Raw genomic sequence first — 14209 nt, 5'->3', positions numbered from 1 at the left:
AGATGGATTGGAATACGATGCTTTCATATCATTGGGGAGCGATGATGCCGGAATTCGTCATCCTTGGAACAGCGATGGCCCTTTCCATATTGGACTTATTCTGGCCGAAGCATTTTAATCGGAGAAAGCTGGCCTGGTTGGCCCTTACCGGTATCATACTGGCCTTTTTCTCCTTGATAAGTTTGTTTTCTTTTGAAACGGTAAGTATCTTATCCGATACTTTTCGGTTAGATTCTTTTGCAAAAGCGTTTAAGCTAATCTTACTGTTAGGAGCGGGGTTAATCATCCTGCTTGCAGAGAGCTATGAGCCCAAGGAAGGGTTGAAGGAGCATCGCGGGGAATTTTATTATCTGTTCCTGGCGGCGTTGCTTGGAGCAATGATCATGACATCAAGTGGGGACTTGATCACGTTATTTGTTGGCCTGGAGTTGCTATCACTTTCTTCCTATATATTATCGGGCATACGTAAACAAAATACGAAGTCAAATGAAGCGGCCATGAAATACGTAATTAATGGAGGAATCTCTACAGCCATCACTCTGTTTGGCATGAGTTATTTGTATGGTGTGACGGGGTCGGTGAATCTGGGGGAAATGAGCCGAACGATGGCAGGCATGACAGATGGTCAACTGCTCTACATTACGGGGCTCGCTTTCTTCATGGTTTTCATCGGTTTATCTTTTAAAATTGCCGCTACCCCCTTTCACATGTGGGCTCCGGATGTTTACGAAGGGGCACCTACGCCCGTCACTGCCTTTTTAAGCGTCATCTCGAAAACAGCTGGCTTTGTAATCCTTCTGCGTATTTTTCTCTCCTTATTCCTGACTGCACCTGGGGATACTCTCGGGGCATTCGACTTTTTCGAGAAAAACAGTGGATATATCGCTTTAGTGTCAGCGGTGACGATGATCGTAGGGAATGTGATTGCATTAAGACAGCAAAATTTAAAACGGTTATTCGCTTATTCGAGTATCGCCCATGCAGGATACCTTCTTGTAGCCGTAACCACATTGGGCGGCGGGTACTTCTTGATGGATACAGTCTGGTTTTACTTACTTGCTTATACACTGATGAACATTGGTGCTTTTGCAATTATTCAAGTGCTCTCGATCCGAAGCGGTTCAGAGGACATCAGTATCCTTGCGGGGCTAGGGAAGAAGTCACCATATCTGGCCATAGCCTTTACCGTGTTTATCCTCTCGTTGGCAGGCATCCCGGGAACGGCAGGCTTTATTGGCAAACTGAATATCTTTCTCGGCGCCTTCATTACGGAACCGGGACATTATGTCCTTGCAGGGATCATGATTGCGGCAACAATCGTGTCCTATGTCTATTACTTTGGATTATTGGTCCAAGTCTTTTTCCGGCCGGACCATTCCGGTAAGTTAATAAAGGTGCGTTCGGGTTTGTCCATCGTTATAATGGTTTGTATAGGCGGCACGATCCTATTTGGATTAGCTCCTAATATTGCCTTTGATTTCCTGCATAACCATTTTGGGGATTTTAAAGACTTTATTTCAAGTGAGTGATATAATGCCTTTATCAGAGGCTGGTTCCAATGGATACAGTCTCTGTCTTTCAATTCTGAAAGATTTTTCACGATTTTTCCTTTTAAATTCCAAATCTAAAGGGGATTTGTGATAGAATGAAAGACGGGTGTCTTTTAGGAGGTATGTACATGTTTTCAACAATGGGACAGCAGGCCTTGCTGGGTATCGTTTCCCACTTGTTCTTCATCGCAGTTACATGGTGGGCTCTGCAGGCTTTACATTTTGATAAGATATTAAGATCCAATTCGGTCATTAAGGCTAGGGTACTTTATATTTTATTGACGGTGGCCATTGGTTCTGTTGTGAGTGATTTCTTCCTTGACTACCTAGGACTTGCTAACCAACTTCCTTATATGTTTAGCGATGATAAATAAGCTATAAGATTTCATGTATAGCAAAATATGATTCTTCTTGTATTCGCCATTATTCTACTGATTTTTATAGCATTAGCAGAAAGCATCATCAAATGTCAGGAAATGAAAAGTATGAACTCTCCTTTTTTGGAAATAATGCTTTAAAGGGGAGGGATTTAACATGTTTGCAGAGAGTAAAAAAATGTTATTATACATAGTAATTCTTGGTTTGACGGTGTTTTTAATTGGGAATAGTACAATTGTGGCAAAAGGCAAAGCCGATATAGTGAAATTGGTGGAGCTACTGCAACAAGATAAAGCGGTAAACATAGGAGATTGGTCTGTGTACGCGCGCGAGAAAAATAAAGAGATCACAACTAAACAAGAGTTTGAAAGAGAAGTGATCGCATTAAAACGAAAATATCCTCAATTTGATTGGAACCGGGAAGACGGCGCTTCCGCACAGAAGGCTGAGGCGTTACTTTACCATGCCGATTCGGGCCTGACGGAGTCTATTAAATTGATGACAACCGAGGATGAATCTGATAAAGTTACCTATGTCATTTACGAAGTCAAGGGACAAGAATGGAAGGAAGGCTACCCTGCTTACTTTACCAGTACGTACCAAAATAGAGTGAAAGACATATTTAAGGGAACTCCTTCAATTTTTTCTTGTATTACGGGGTCTATCAATGATAATATGGATTCGATTTTAAACTCTAAAACCGAAAGCCTGTTAGATAAGTTCCAAGCGAGGGAAATTGAGAGTGTGCATGAAACAAACTTTACATCTATATCTGCACATTCAACTTTGTTTAAACAACCTTTGACTAAAGAAAAATTAAATTTGCAGTTTGGGCTACGGACAGAAGGATTGGGTGACCGGACGAACTTTGTAATTGGCACACCAATCATAACGTTTGAATATTAATATAGAGAAAATGGACGCGGAGGGGAATACTTTTGGAAAAAATCATCGTCCGCGGCGGCAACAGGCTTAGCGGGACAGTTAAAGTAGAAGGTGCTAAAAACGCCGTTTTGCCAGTTATCGCTGCAACATTATTAGCAAGTGATGGGAAAAGTATCATTAAAGACGTTCCTACGCTCTCCGATGTATATACAATCAACGAAGTATTGCGCAACTTAAACACAGATGTTGCCTTTCATGATAATCAAGTAACTGTAGATGCATCAAGAGAGTTATTAGACGAAGCACCATTTGAATATGTACGTAAAATGAGAGCTTCCGTTTTAGTAATGGGATCATTATTAGCAAGGAATGGCCGGGCCCGCGTTGCTTTACCGGGTGGTTGTGCCATCGGTTCCCGTCCTATCGATCAGCATTTAAAAGGCTTTGAAGCGATGGGAGCAAAAGTGAAGGTCGGCAATGGTTTCATTGACGCTGAGGTAGATGGCAGACTTAAGGGAGCAAGAGTGTATCTTGATTTCCCAAGCGTAGGTGCCACTGAAAATATCATGATGGCAGCGACACTTGCTGAAGGTACGACTATTCTGGAAAACGTGGCGAAAGAGCCTGAAATCGTGGATCTAGCTAACTTCCTTAATAAAATGGGTGCCAAAGTTAAGGGCGCTGGTACGGGTACATTGAAAATCGAAGGTGTCCATAAATTATATGGTGCTGAACATTCAATTATACCTGACCGCATCGAGGCTGGAACATTTATGACTGCTGCTGCACTTACTGGTGGTAACGTTCTTGTTCAAGGTGCCGTTCCTGAACATCTTACGTCCCTCATTGCCAAAATGGAAGAGATGGGTGTTACGATCATCGAAGAACAAGATGGATTGCGTGTAATTGGTCCTAAAACCTTGAAAGCCATTGATATTAAAACAATGCCCCATCCTGGTTTCCCGACTGATATGCAATCACAGATGATGGCATTATTATTGCGTGCTGAAGGAACAAGTATGATCACGGAGACCGTCTTCGAGAACCGTTTCATGCATGTTGAAGAATTCCGTCGCATGAATGCCAATGTTAAAATAGAAGGTCGTTCTGTTATTGTTAACGGGCCAACCAACCTTCAAGGTGCAGAAGTTTCTGCCACTGACTTGCGTGCTGCTGCTGCGCTTATCCTGACTGGATTGGTTGCAGAGGGCGTTACCCGTGTTACAGAATTAAAGCATCTTGACAGAGGATACGTGAATTTCCATGGTAAATTAGCATCATTGGGTGCTGATGTGGAACGTATTAATGAAGAGGTTCCAGCAGAAACGAAAATAGCGGATTTGAACGCTTAAGATTACTTATTAAAACCCATTCGGGCTTCATTCATTGAAGCCCGAATGGGTTTTTTGTTGTGTGCTGGGATAAAGAAAGCTAACCTGGGCACCTGACACTTTTCTATTCATAAAAGCTTGTCCTTCGACATACATTTATCATGTAGAGAAACCTGCTGGATTTAGTTTGTAAAAAAGCAGAGAACAAGTTTAGGGAGGCCCAGGAATTTGAAAGCAATGAAACCTGTGATTGTACTATCCATAGCTGTAGCATTCGTCATTATCATGATTCCAGCAGTGCTTGTGCTTCCGTTTTCCAATGATGTAACAAGTGGGGAGTTAGCTGAACAATTAGAGAAAAAAGAGAAGGAAGAAGGAAAAGAAGTGGCTGCAAATAAAATGAGTTCCATTGATGTGGCCGTGTACCGGACGGCTACCCAAAAGATTCAAAAGCTTCCACTTGAAACATATCTATCTGGTGTTGTGGCAGCAGAGATGCCTGCGGACTTTGAGGAAGAAGCGTTGAAGGCGCAAGCATTGACGGCAAGGACCTACATCGTGAATCAGTTGATGAGCAATAATCGCCGGGGGTTGCCAAAAGGAGCTGATGTAGGGGATACGGTAATGCATCAAGTGTATAAGAATGATAACGAGCTGAAGAAGCAGTGGGGCTCTGATTATAAATGGAAAATGAAAAAGATAGATAAAGCCATTAAGGCAACGGAAGGCAAGATATTGACCTATGATGGAAAACCGATCACCGCCACCTTCTTTTCGACAAGCAATGGGTATACGGAGAACTCCGAGGAATATTGGCAAGCAGAGTTTCCCTACTTGAAAAGCGTGTCTAGCCCATGGGATAAAGAATCGCCGAAATTCTATAATAAGATGGTGGTCGATGCGGGAGATTTCGAGAGGAAGTTAGGAGTGAGTTTATCATCGGGGACGACAATCGGTACAGTCGTTCAAAGGACAACCGGAAATCGAGTGGCTCTAGTTGAAATTGGAGGGAAGAAATTGACGGGTATGCAAATCCGGGAAAAACTCGGGTTGAATTCCTCCGACTTTGATTGGGAGCGTCAAGGGAATCAAATCGTCATTACGACAAAAGGATATGGTCATGGAGTGGGAATGAGTCAGTATGGTGCCAATGGGATGGCTCGGGAAGGGAAAAACTATGAAGACATCGTGAAGTATTATTACAAAGGCGTCAAAGTACAGTCCTCAAGTAAGTGGATCAATACCATGACAGCAAAAAAATGAGAGTAGGGGTTTTCCCAGCTCTCATTTTTTTGCGCCGAATTTTTCTAGTAGGGTCAGAAAGCCTCGTTTATGCTTGAAGTAGTGATACTGCACATGAAAATAGACAGCGAGCACGCCAATGATGTCCTTCGCCACATCAATCAAGGATGCAGAGCGGTATGGGATGAATGACTGGTGATATTCATCAACGATACCGTATAGACCGGCAACGAATGCGGCTACCAAACTAAATCCAGGCTTCAGCTTATGATTAACAGCAAGTGCAGAAACGAATAATATGTACAAAATCGCAAATTCGACTAAATGGAGCGCCTCTTTAATGAATCGATCCACTGTTGAGGACGGGAGGTCAAGAATGATGTCGTCAGGTTTACTCGACATTATCCAAATAGCAATCATGTAAAGAAAAGGTAGAATCGTTACTAAGATTTTAATGGTCTTTTTCATCAATTAAACATCCTTCAATAGCAAGATACCAAACATTTTACCATTCTACGAATAAAATCGGATTCTTTTTCATAAAATAAATCTAAAATTTTTTTCACTCGGATGTATATAATCTTGGCAAAATGTTCAGAATGGTTGCTGAGGTGATTAATATGAGAGAGGAAGAAAAAAGACCAACTTCCAAAATCCAACGAATACTCAAAAAGCGTTGGGCATTATCAGCAATCTATATCGCAAGTGCAGCCTTAATCTTAGCCGCGGCCTTTTTATTACAAAATAGTTTTGATGATTCAGCTAAGGACGAGAAAAAGGATTCAGCTGAAACAGGAAAAAACTATGATCAGCCTTCAGTCGAAGTGAATAGTGATCTGGAAACCGTTAAGATGCCTGTAGCCAATGCCGATAAAACGGTCATCAAAAAACAATTCTATGACGTGAATGCAGATGAGAAGGCACAAGAAGATGCGTTGGTCTTCTACAACAATAGATATGAGCAGAATAAAGGGATCGACATTGCAATGGAAGATGGAAAATCTTTCGATGTGAAAGCATCATTGAGCGGTAATGTATCGAAAGTACAGGAAGACGCTCTACTTGGCAATTTGATTGAAGTTGAGCATGAAGATGGCGTCGTTACTCGTTATCAATCTGTTAAGGATATCAAGGTTGCCGTTGGGGACAAAGTGAAACAAGGACAAGCTATCGCAACTTCAGGCAAAAGCCAAATCAATGAAGAGGCAGGCGTTCACGTTCACTTCGAAATCAGAAAAGACGACATCGCGTTGAATCCAGTTGATTTTATTGAAAAGCAAGCATCCGCTATACAAACAGCAACTGAAGAAACAGAAGGTAACAAGGATGATTCAGCAGGCAAAGAAGAAGCACCTGCTTCCGAGGGTTCTGAAAAAGGGACAGAGGAATCACCAGCAACGGGCGAATCTGATGCAGGCAATGAGCTAGAAAGTGGCACTGAAGATGATAACTCCACCCCAGTTGAAGATTCTACCGAGAAAAGCGATTCTTTGGAAGATTCATTAAAGGAAGCAAATTAATCACAATAAAAAATTCAAATACAATCAAAACATAAACCATGAGCGTTAAGAAGTACAACAACTGAAAATTTGGTAAAAAGAGGGCCGTTCAATTTGAACGGCTCCCTTTTTTAATTTCGGGAAATAATGCAGTTACTGGAAAAGGAACGGCAGAATGTTGATAAATAAAACGAAACACCCTGTCCATTAGGCATATATTCTTAACCAAGCTAATAAGATGTTATAAACCATGCAAAGAGAGTGTTTGAGGTGAGGGGTCGTTTATTACAAATAATCTAATAGTTGATCATTCTATCTTTCATTGTTTATAAGACAGGGGTATTCGATTCGAAAAATACGAATCTCATTTCACACTTCTCACATCCAATTTGGGGAGGTCGAGTGGTGTGCACGATTACATCAAAGAAAGAACTATCAAGATAGGCAAGTATATCGTGGAAACTAGAAAAACGGTCCGCGTCATTGCAAAAGAATTCGGTGTCTCTAAAAGTACAGTCCATAAAGATTTAACGGAGAGGCTTCCGGAAATTAATCCTGAATTGGCTAACGAAGTGAAGGATATATTGGATTACCATAAATCCATTCGTCACCTTCGGGGTGGGGAAGCGACCAAGCTCAAATATAAACGGTCAGAAAAAGAAGAAGAAATCGCTAAGTAAACCACAAATCCATTCCGGAAATTGGAAATGATTCCAAGGGATTAGGGTAAAGACAAAGGATGGCATATAAACATGTCCTTTTCTACACCTAAGTCAGGAACCTCCAACCCGGAATTTTTTTATGGATTAATTTTGTTAATATGGAAATCCTTTATATATCTATGTTAAATAGGATAATCCGGGGCAGGTTTCGTTTTTATTTGTATTTCATACTTCTTCTTGACAAGGCGATATGGTAAAATAAACAATTAGGACAGAATTAGGTTTTATGTGAGGATATTCAAGGAGGATTTAAGAAATGTTTGCTAGAGATATTGGGATAGATCTTGGAACAGCCAATGTTCTAATACATGTCAAAGGTAAAGGAATAGTGTTAAATGAGCCTTCGGTAGTAGCCATTGATAAGAATACGAACCGTGTTCTTGCTGTTGGTGATGAGGCTCGTAAAATGGTAGGCCGGACACCAGGAAACATTGTTGCAATTCGCCCTCTAAAAGACGGTGTCATTGCTGACTTCGATGTAACGGAAATGATGCTTAAGCATTTTATAAATAAGTTAAATGTGAAAGGCTTTCTTTCTAAGCCACGGATTTTGATTTGCTGTCCAACAAACATCACGAGTGTTGAACAAAAGGCAATCAAAGAGGCTGCTGAAAAAAGTGGCGGGAAAAAAGTATTCCTTGAAGAAGAACCTAAAGTGGCTGCAATCGGTGCTGGCATGGATATTTTCCAACCAAGCGGTAACATGGTCGTGGATATTGGCGGTGGTACAACGGATATCGCGGTTCTTTCAATGGGAGATATCGTTACGTCTTCTTCAATCAAAATGGCCGGGGATAAATTCGATAATGAAATCTTACACTACGTTAAACGTAAGTATAAGCTCCTAATCGGTGAACGTACAGCTGAAAATATCAAAATGCAGGTTGCGACGGTATTCCCAGGTTCACGCAACGAAGAAATTGATATACGCGGACGTGATATGGTTTCAGGCTTACCTAGGACAATCTCCGTTAACTCGGAAGAAATCGAGGAGGCGCTGCGTGAACAAGTCTCCGTTATCGTACAAGCTGCCAAAGCTGTGCTTGAACGGACACCACCAGAACTTTCTGCTGATATTATTGACCGTGGCGTGATATTAACAGGTGGTGGAGCATTGCTTCATGGCATCGACCTGCTTTTAGCAGAAGAACTTAAAGTCCCTGTACTCGTTGCAGAGCATCCAATGGATTGCGTAGCGATTGGAACGGGAATCATGTTAGATAATATGGATAAGTTGCCAAGGCGCAAATTCAATTAAAAAAAGCGGCCGTAAAAAGCTGCATTATAAGATAAGGGTCTAAGGTTCAGACACACATGAAGCATAGTGAAAGTCCGTGCAGTTCTAGTACTGATGAGCAATAGACCCTATTCTTTTAGTTTGGAACTTTAACACTATTCCTTTAAATCTGACCTATCCTAAAACAAGAAATGAATGATTCTGGACCAAGCATTTATTTTCCCCTTAAATACAGACGATTATATCCGATAAGATACATATAGGAAATGAACGGAATACTTTTGTGGAATGAGGAGTGAAATAAAATGTTAAGAGGTTTTTATACAGCCGCTTCTGGAATGCTTACACAGCAAAGACGCACAGAAATGCTAACGAATAATATCTCCAATGCGAATACAACCGGGTTTAAAGCCGATCAAACCAGTGTACGGTCTTTTCCGGAAATGTTACTTGGCAATATGCAGCGTAATGCAATACCTACCGAAAACTATTTAAGCGTGCCCAAGTTATCGCAAGTGGGCAGTCTTAGTACAGGCGTTTATGTACAAGAAGCGAGTCCATTGTTCACGCAAGGGACCCTTGAAGAAACGGAGCTTAGTACCGATATTGCCTTAGCAGATGAAAATCTTCCCATCAATGAGGAAACGGGGAAGGCCGGGTCGGTCCTTTATACCGTCCAAGATAAAGACGGGCAAATGCGTTATACAAGGGACGGCAGTTTCACTCTGGATGGTCAAGGCTATTTGACGAATTCTAAAGGCTATTATGTTTTGGACGAGAACCATGAACGGATACAGCTTGAGAATGATCGCTTCACCGTGACCGAAAAGGGAATGATCTTTGAAGGCAATAATCAAGCGGCCCGCCTTGGCATCGGTTATGCAGACGACCCCACTAAACAGCTCGTGAAAGATGGCGAAGGGTTATATAGGGCTGTCGATAATGAATTGCCCAATGCGTATGCAGCAGAAGGATTGACCTTCTCCACGAAACAAGGTTTTCTTGAGGGATCTAATGTCGATCAATCGAGGACGATGACGGAAATGATGTCGGCGTACCGATCTTTTGAAGCGAATCAAAAAGTACTTCAAGCTTATGATAAGAGTCTCGATAAAGCGGTTAATGAAGTGGGGAAACTCTAATTACGGATTTGTAGAAGGAATCTTTAGGAAATTTGAACAGTAAGGGGAATGTCTATGAATCGAACGATGTTATCCGCGACGAATACACTCAACCAAATTCAAAGTCAAATTGATCAGATCAGCAATAATATTGCTAATGTGGATACCACGGCTTATAAAAAGACGCAAACCAGCTTTAGTGATATGTTAACCCAAAGTTTTAATAATCAGCCGAGTGAGACGAAGGAAATCGGAAGACTGACCACACCGGGCATTCGTCAGGGAACGGGTGCCAAATTAAATCCATCCCAAATCGTGCTGACACAAGGTTCGCTAAAGAATACCGATCGCAACCTGGATGTGGCATTGACGAAGGAAGATCTATTTTTCACGGTAAACGTACAGGATGACGGAGGGACCAACACTCGTTTAACGAGAGATGGCGCTTTTTATCTTTCTCCTAACGAGGCGAACCCAGATCAAATGATGCTCGTTAACTCAGCCGGACATCAAGTCCTTGATGAATATGGGAATCCGATTCTAATTGATGGCAGCATCAAAGATATTAAGGTTTCGGAAGAAGGTTTATTGAATGTGGATACAGAAGAATATGGAGAGCGAAGCTTCGGTCTTGGTATCGTTTCTGTAAAAAAACCGCAATTCCTGGAACAATTGGGGGGGAATCTGTTGGGGCTCCCGGGCAACCTCGGTGAATTGGGTGTTGCGGAAGACGACATCATGACGCTATTGACGGGGGATGACCGTACGGAAATCGCAGTGAAACAAGGTTCACTTGAATCATCAAACGTCGATCTATCAAAAGAGATGACGGATTTGATCAATGCCCAACGTCAATATCAATTTCAATCCCGGGCGATAACGATGGCCGATCAAATGGGTGGACTGATTAATGGGATTCGGTAAGCGCGATAGGGTATAAAATCATGGCTTTAGGTTTCATATTGAAGCGTTTTTCATTATACTTTAGCAAAGAGGACCGTTGACGCTCATTCATTTTGACATGGCATGTGATTTGATGCTTCTATTTATGTATAAGCCAAGACGCTTTTATTCGGCGAGTTTTCTGAAAAAAGGAGCTTTTGTATGGGTATGGAACAAAAAAGTGTAATGAGACAAGAAGTGAGTGAAGAGGTCAAGGAAGCAAAAACAACGCAACCGAACCGAAGAATCAAGGTCCGGCTTTTGCCGATCTGGCTGCGTTTACTTATGATCATCGGATTGATATTCATCGCTTTACTTGCCGGTTCACTAATAGGCTATAGTGTGATTGGCGGAGGGCAGGCAACGGATGTTTTCAAGAAATCCACATGGACCCATATCATCGATATTGTAAATGAAGATGCATAGAAATAGTCTGTCGACGCAGTTGCCACCGTTTTAGAAAATTTCAATTGGCAACAACATGCCTCTTCCCTATGTAAGGGAGGGGCGAGTTTTCGTTAAAAGTAGGCAATATCATTATTAGGAGGAAAAGCCATGTTAGATATTACGCAGATAAAGGACATCATCCCCCATCGTTACCCTTTTTTATTAGTTGACCGGATTATTGAAGTGGAAGATGGGAAAAGAGCTGTAGGATTAAAAAATGTATCAGCCAATGAAGAATTTTTCAATGGTCACTTTCCGGATTACCCTGTTATGCCGGGTGTATTGATTGTGGAGGCGTTAGCGCAAGTAGGTGCTGTAGCTGTATTGAAACAAGAAGAATTTAAAGGGCGGCTGGCCTTTTTTGCAGGAATCGATAACTGTCGTTTCAAGCGCCAGGTAAAACCGGGAGATCAACTCCGCCTCGAAGTAGAAATTATTCGGTTAAGGGGATCGGTTGGTAAAGGAAAAGCGGTCGCAACAGTAGATGGCGAAGTTGCCTGTGAAACGGAAATCATGTTCGCTTTTGGAGATAAATAAGCTTAAAAGGGCTAAATATGGCCATTTTGAGCAAGAATGTTTAAGAAGAACGAATTAGGTGTACATAATACATATACGATGCAGCTGAAAGCTACAATGATTGCAGTTAGTTGTTTACAACCATTTTTTCTCCCTTTGATGCCGGACATTTATGTCCGGCATCTTTTATATGCAGAAGTTCAAGCATATTTTACTAATTAAAAATAAGGCGCAAGTTATTTTTACATTCGGGCAAAATACTAAATGATAAAGAATGAAGGGAGGTTACCTACTCATGATGAAGAAAAGACTTTATGCGCTAATCGGGGGATCTTTGATGTCTGCCATGTTCCTTGCTGGATGTGGAAATGATGATGACAACAATCCTGCACCCGAGAATGACAACATGATCGAAGAAAATCAAAATGATGGTGTCGATGATAATGGAGGCACTGGAAACGATAATAACAATCTTGATACGGATAACGACGGTATGATCGAAAATGATGATACGATGAATGGCGATGACAATAACAATACAACGAACAACAACAATGATTCTGACGATTTAATTGAAGATGCTGAGAAAAAAGGCGAAGATAACAAATAAAAGGCATATAAAGAGGACTGGCTTAGCAATGGCGGGTGTAATTCCCTTCAGCTAAGCCAGTTTTTTATTTTATGGACGACTTATAGGTGGCCAGTTTAGGTCTGGATTTAATTTTTTTCTTGAATTCCCTGATTAAATCCTCGCCCTCCAAGCCTTTATAGACTAAATCCTCAAGAAGAAGTTCTGCATATTTTGTGTGGTTTTTTTTGATATGGCCGACAAATAAAAGGCTATAGTGACCATCGACTTTTTTAATGGTACGCAGGACGGTATCGAATAAAGCGGGTTCATTGTCTTTTTTCGTTATAACAGCCTGAATGGTCACTTCTCCATCAATATCAGGAAGTGAGGATGCAAACTCATGAAAATGTTTTTCTGCCACAAAGGCTTCTAGGAGCCACGAGCTGATATCATTTTCTTTATTAATGATGAGTCCATCGGCTAAGGGTATATCAATTAATCGTGAATCCTCTGTAACAATCTGTAGATAGATTAATTTGAAAGATTTCATTAAATACCTCCATTCCTTGCCTTTATGAAGAAGACAGTCAAATGCCCATTTATCCCTGTTAATTCCTTTTAAAGGTAATTATATCATACTAGAATATTTTGATTTTTTAAAATGATAAACCTAAAAATACGCTAAAAGTAAAAAAAAGTCCAAATTGATAGGTTTAAGCTTTTTAGTAAACAATTTTCTGCAAAAAAGAGTTATGGGTGTAATATAACGGTTTTTAAAGCCAAAATGAGTGGCATTCGTCCATTTTGTTGATTTCCCCTTTTTAAAAGAAAATCTTATGATTAAATCATGAAAGGAAAGGAGGAAGAAGATGATAAATCAGGTAACCCTTGTCGGACGATTGACGAAGGATCCCGAATTAAGGTATACGCCAGATGGCAAGGCGGTTTCCAATATTACTTTAGCTGTGAACCGTAATTTTCGTAATAATGCAGGGGATTACGAGGCTGACTTTGTACACTGTACCCTTTGGAAAAGAACAGCCGAAAATACAGCACAATATTGTAAAAAAGGTTCGATTGTCGGGATTACGGGCAGAATTCAAACGAGGAGATATGACAACCAAGAGGGTAAAAAAGTATATGTCACCGAAGTTATTGCCGAGCTGGTTCAATTCATAGGGACTAAGCAACAGAATGATGGCAAGGCAAAGGAATTCGAACATATTGGTTTATAGCTTACTTGGAGGTGAAGCATGAGTGAAAAAAGTGGAATGCTTTCCAACGGGCAGAAGCGAAACCGACTCCTGTTCAGTTCGATGCAGGATAAGCAACGAGTAGAACAACTCATTGGTGACTTAATTGGGCATGTGGCCAAGACCCATGTCCAAACAAAAGAGAATGAAGATGAGTTGAAACACCTCAGGTTAAAAGTAGCCCAATTAGAATCGTATAACAAGTATTTACATGAACATAATGAAAAATTAGACAAAAGGGTTACAAATTTAGAGAAAGTTGGTGAATTATAAAAAGCGATACCCTTCGAAAAGTATACTAATAGTGGCAAGTCCCTGTTATTTTCCTATTTCCCCAAGCCGACTTGGCTTTTCCCCGCAAGTGTCCCCGAATCCCCTCATAAAAAGAATCAAAAGCTTGATTCTTCCCCTTTTTGGAATGGGGCTGTCTAATAAGTCCCTAAAATAAAACAGGTGGAGAAAAACGAGTTGTTTTTCTCCACCTGTTTTTCTATTTCTATAATAATTTACTGAAA

General features: G+C 41.0%; 17 protein-coding genes. 15 read left to right on the top strand and 2 right to left on the bottom strand.

The genetic code is table 11. The features are described 5' to 3' along the window. The first annotated feature begins 2 nt into the window (after positions 1 to 2). From nuoN to spoIID, 5 genes are all read left to right on the top strand, one after another. On the top strand, positions 3 to 1529 hold the full coding sequence (gene nuoN / locus ACQKIC_RS03050; RefSeq protein ID WP_427591714.1) for an NADH-quinone oxidoreductase subunit NuoN: 1527 nt from the start codon (positions 3 to 5) through the stop codon (positions 1527 to 1529). Positions 1530 to 1678: 149 nt separating this feature from the next. After that, positions 1679 to 1924 (top strand): DUF1146 family protein, encoded by a 246-nt coding sequence (locus ACQKIC_RS03045; RefSeq protein ID WP_402870379.1) that lies wholly within the window; start codon positions 1679 to 1681, stop codon positions 1922 to 1924. Positions 1925 to 2084: 160 nt separating this feature from the next. Further along, the gene (locus ACQKIC_RS03040) at positions 2085 to 2834 is read left to right on the top strand and encodes a YwmB family TATA-box binding protein (protein WP_402990463.1); all 750 of its coding nucleotides are present in this window, start codon (positions 2085 to 2087) and stop codon (positions 2832 to 2834) included. A gap of 32 nt (positions 2835 to 2866) precedes the next feature. Next, entirely contained in the window at positions 2867 to 4165 is a 1299-nt protein-coding gene (gene murA / locus ACQKIC_RS03035) for a UDP-N-acetylglucosamine 1-carboxyvinyltransferase (RefSeq protein WP_402990460.1), read from the top strand. A gap of 207 nt (positions 4166 to 4372) precedes the next feature. After that, complete coding sequence (gene spoIID / locus ACQKIC_RS03030; protein ID WP_402954852.1) at positions 4373 to 5407, top strand: stage II sporulation protein D; 1035 nt, start codon at positions 4373 to 4375, stop codon at positions 5405 to 5407. Between the two features lie 21 nt (positions 5408 to 5428). Here spoIID and ACQKIC_RS03025 read toward each other — a convergent pair whose 3' ends face one another. Next, entirely contained in the window at positions 5429 to 5854 is a 426-nt protein-coding gene (locus ACQKIC_RS03025; RefSeq protein WP_402954849.1) for a VanZ family protein, read from the bottom strand. 152 nt (positions 5855 to 6006) lie between these two features. On the opposite strand from ACQKIC_RS03025, the gene ACQKIC_RS03020 reads away from it, so the two are divergent. The 8 genes from ACQKIC_RS03020 to ACQKIC_RS02985 all read left to right on the top strand — a co-directional run bounded on the left by ACQKIC_RS03020 (position 6007) and on the right by ACQKIC_RS02985 (position 12480). After that, a complete protein-coding gene (locus ACQKIC_RS03020; protein WP_427591715.1) occupies positions 6007 to 6906 on the top strand; it encodes a peptidoglycan DD-metalloendopeptidase family protein in 900 nt (299 codons plus the stop codon). Positions 6907 to 7292: 386 nt separating this feature from the next. Then, positions 7293 to 7565, top strand: a complete 273-nt coding sequence (spoIIID, locus tag ACQKIC_RS03015; RefSeq protein WP_402870395.1) for a sporulation transcriptional regulator SpoIIID — start codon at positions 7293 to 7295, stop codon at positions 7563 to 7565. Between the two features lie 298 nt (positions 7566 to 7863). Then, positions 7864 to 8865, top strand: coding sequence for a rod shape-determining protein (locus ACQKIC_RS03010; RefSeq protein WP_402870397.1), 1002 nt, complete (start codon positions 7864 to 7866; stop codon positions 8863 to 8865). A gap of 284 nt (positions 8866 to 9149) precedes the next feature. Then, the gene (locus ACQKIC_RS03005) at positions 9150 to 9986 is read left to right on the top strand and encodes a flagellar hook-basal body protein (RefSeq protein ID WP_427591716.1); all 837 of its coding nucleotides are present in this window, start codon (positions 9150 to 9152) and stop codon (positions 9984 to 9986) included. A 54-nt stretch (positions 9987 to 10040) separates the two neighbouring features. Beyond that, positions 10041 to 10889, top strand: coding sequence for a flagellar hook-basal body protein (locus ACQKIC_RS03000; RefSeq protein ID WP_427591717.1), 849 nt, complete (start codon positions 10041 to 10043; stop codon positions 10887 to 10889). Positions 10890 to 11069: 180 nt separating this feature from the next. Further along, positions 11070 to 11333: a DNA-directed RNA polymerase subunit beta gene (locus ACQKIC_RS02995; protein ID WP_402870404.1), complete on the top strand. Its 264-nt coding sequence runs from the start codon at positions 11070 to 11072 to the stop codon at positions 11331 to 11333. Between the two features lie 129 nt (positions 11334 to 11462). Continuing rightward, positions 11463 to 11891 (top strand): 3-hydroxyacyl-ACP dehydratase FabZ, encoded by a 429-nt coding sequence (fabZ, locus tag ACQKIC_RS02990; RefSeq protein WP_402870407.1) that lies wholly within the window; start codon positions 11463 to 11465, stop codon positions 11889 to 11891. A gap of 274 nt (positions 11892 to 12165) precedes the next feature. Continuing rightward, positions 12166 to 12480 carry a hypothetical protein gene (locus ACQKIC_RS02985; RefSeq protein ID WP_402990451.1) on the top strand — a complete coding sequence of 105 codons (315 nt, stop codon included), beginning with the start codon at positions 12166 to 12168 and terminating at the stop codon, positions 12478 to 12480. A gap of 64 nt (positions 12481 to 12544) precedes the next feature. Here ACQKIC_RS02985 and ACQKIC_RS02980 read toward each other — a convergent pair whose 3' ends face one another. Next, complete coding sequence (locus ACQKIC_RS02980; protein WP_402870411.1) at positions 12545 to 12991, bottom strand: YwpF family protein; 447 nt, start codon at positions 12989 to 12991, stop codon at positions 12545 to 12547. 319 nt (positions 12992 to 13310) lie between these two features. Between ACQKIC_RS02980 and ssb the strand changes: the two genes are divergently transcribed. Continuing rightward, positions 13311 to 13676: a single-stranded DNA-binding protein gene (gene ssb / locus ACQKIC_RS02975; RefSeq protein ID WP_402990445.1), complete on the top strand. Its 366-nt coding sequence runs from the start codon at positions 13311 to 13313 to the stop codon at positions 13674 to 13676. Between the two features lie 18 nt (positions 13677 to 13694). After that, positions 13695 to 13967: a hypothetical protein gene (locus tag ACQKIC_RS02970; RefSeq protein WP_402954828.1), complete on the top strand. Its 273-nt coding sequence runs from the start codon at positions 13695 to 13697 to the stop codon at positions 13965 to 13967. Positions 13968 to 14209 lie beyond the last annotated feature (242 nt).

Origin of the sequence: Peribacillus sp. NPDC046944 (genome assembly GCF_050272735.1) — a bacterium.
Taxonomy (GTDB): Bacteria; Bacillota; Bacilli; order Bacillales; family DSM-1321; genus Peribacillus.
Note: the sequence above shows the minus strand (reverse complement) of the source record. Positions and strands in the feature narration are given on the sequence as shown.

Bases quoted from the DNA above. Each gene is read 5' to 3' on its own strand.
- nuoN (WP_427591714.1), top strand. From the start codon at position 3: ATGGATTGGAATACGATGCTTTCATATCATTGGGGAGCGATGATGCCG.
- ACQKIC_RS03045 (WP_402870379.1), top strand. From the start codon at position 1,679: ATGTTTTCAACAATGGGACAGCAGGCCTTGCTGGGTATCGTTTCCCAC.
- ACQKIC_RS03040 (WP_402990463.1), top strand. From the start codon at position 2,085: ATGTTTGCAGAGAGTAAAAAAATGTTATTATACATAGTAATTCTTGGT.
- ACQKIC_RS03025 (WP_402954849.1), bottom strand. From the start codon at position 5,854: ATGAAAAAGACCATTAAAATCTTAGTAACGATTCTACCTTTTCTTTAC.
- ACQKIC_RS03020 (WP_427591715.1), top strand. From the start codon at position 6,007: ATGAGAGAGGAAGAAAAAAGACCAACTTCCAAAATCCAACGAATACTC.
- ACQKIC_RS03010 (WP_402870397.1), top strand. From the start codon at position 7,864: ATGTTTGCTAGAGATATTGGGATAGATCTTGGAACAGCCAATGTTCTA.
- ACQKIC_RS03005 (WP_427591716.1), top strand. From the start codon at position 9,150: ATGTTAAGAGGTTTTTATACAGCCGCTTCTGGAATGCTTACACAGCAA.
- ACQKIC_RS03000 (WP_427591717.1), top strand. From the start codon at position 10,041: ATGAATCGAACGATGTTATCCGCGACGAATACACTCAACCAAATTCAA.
- ACQKIC_RS02995 (WP_402870404.1), top strand. From the start codon at position 11,070: ATGGGTATGGAACAAAAAAGTGTAATGAGACAAGAAGTGAGTGAAGAG.
- fabZ (WP_402870407.1), top strand. From the start codon at position 11,463: ATGTTAGATATTACGCAGATAAAGGACATCATCCCCCATCGTTACCCT.
- ACQKIC_RS02985 (WP_402990451.1), top strand. From the start codon at position 12,166: ATGATGAAGAAAAGACTTTATGCGCTAATCGGGGGATCTTTGATGTCT.
- ACQKIC_RS02980 (WP_402870411.1), bottom strand. From the start codon at position 12,991: ATGAAATCTTTCAAATTAATCTATCTACAGATTGTTACAGAGGATTCA.
- ssb (WP_402990445.1), top strand. From the start codon at position 13,311: ATGATAAATCAGGTAACCCTTGTCGGACGATTGACGAAGGATCCCGAA.
- ACQKIC_RS02970 (WP_402954828.1), top strand. From the start codon at position 13,695: ATGAGTGAAAAAAGTGGAATGCTTTCCAACGGGCAGAAGCGAAACCGA.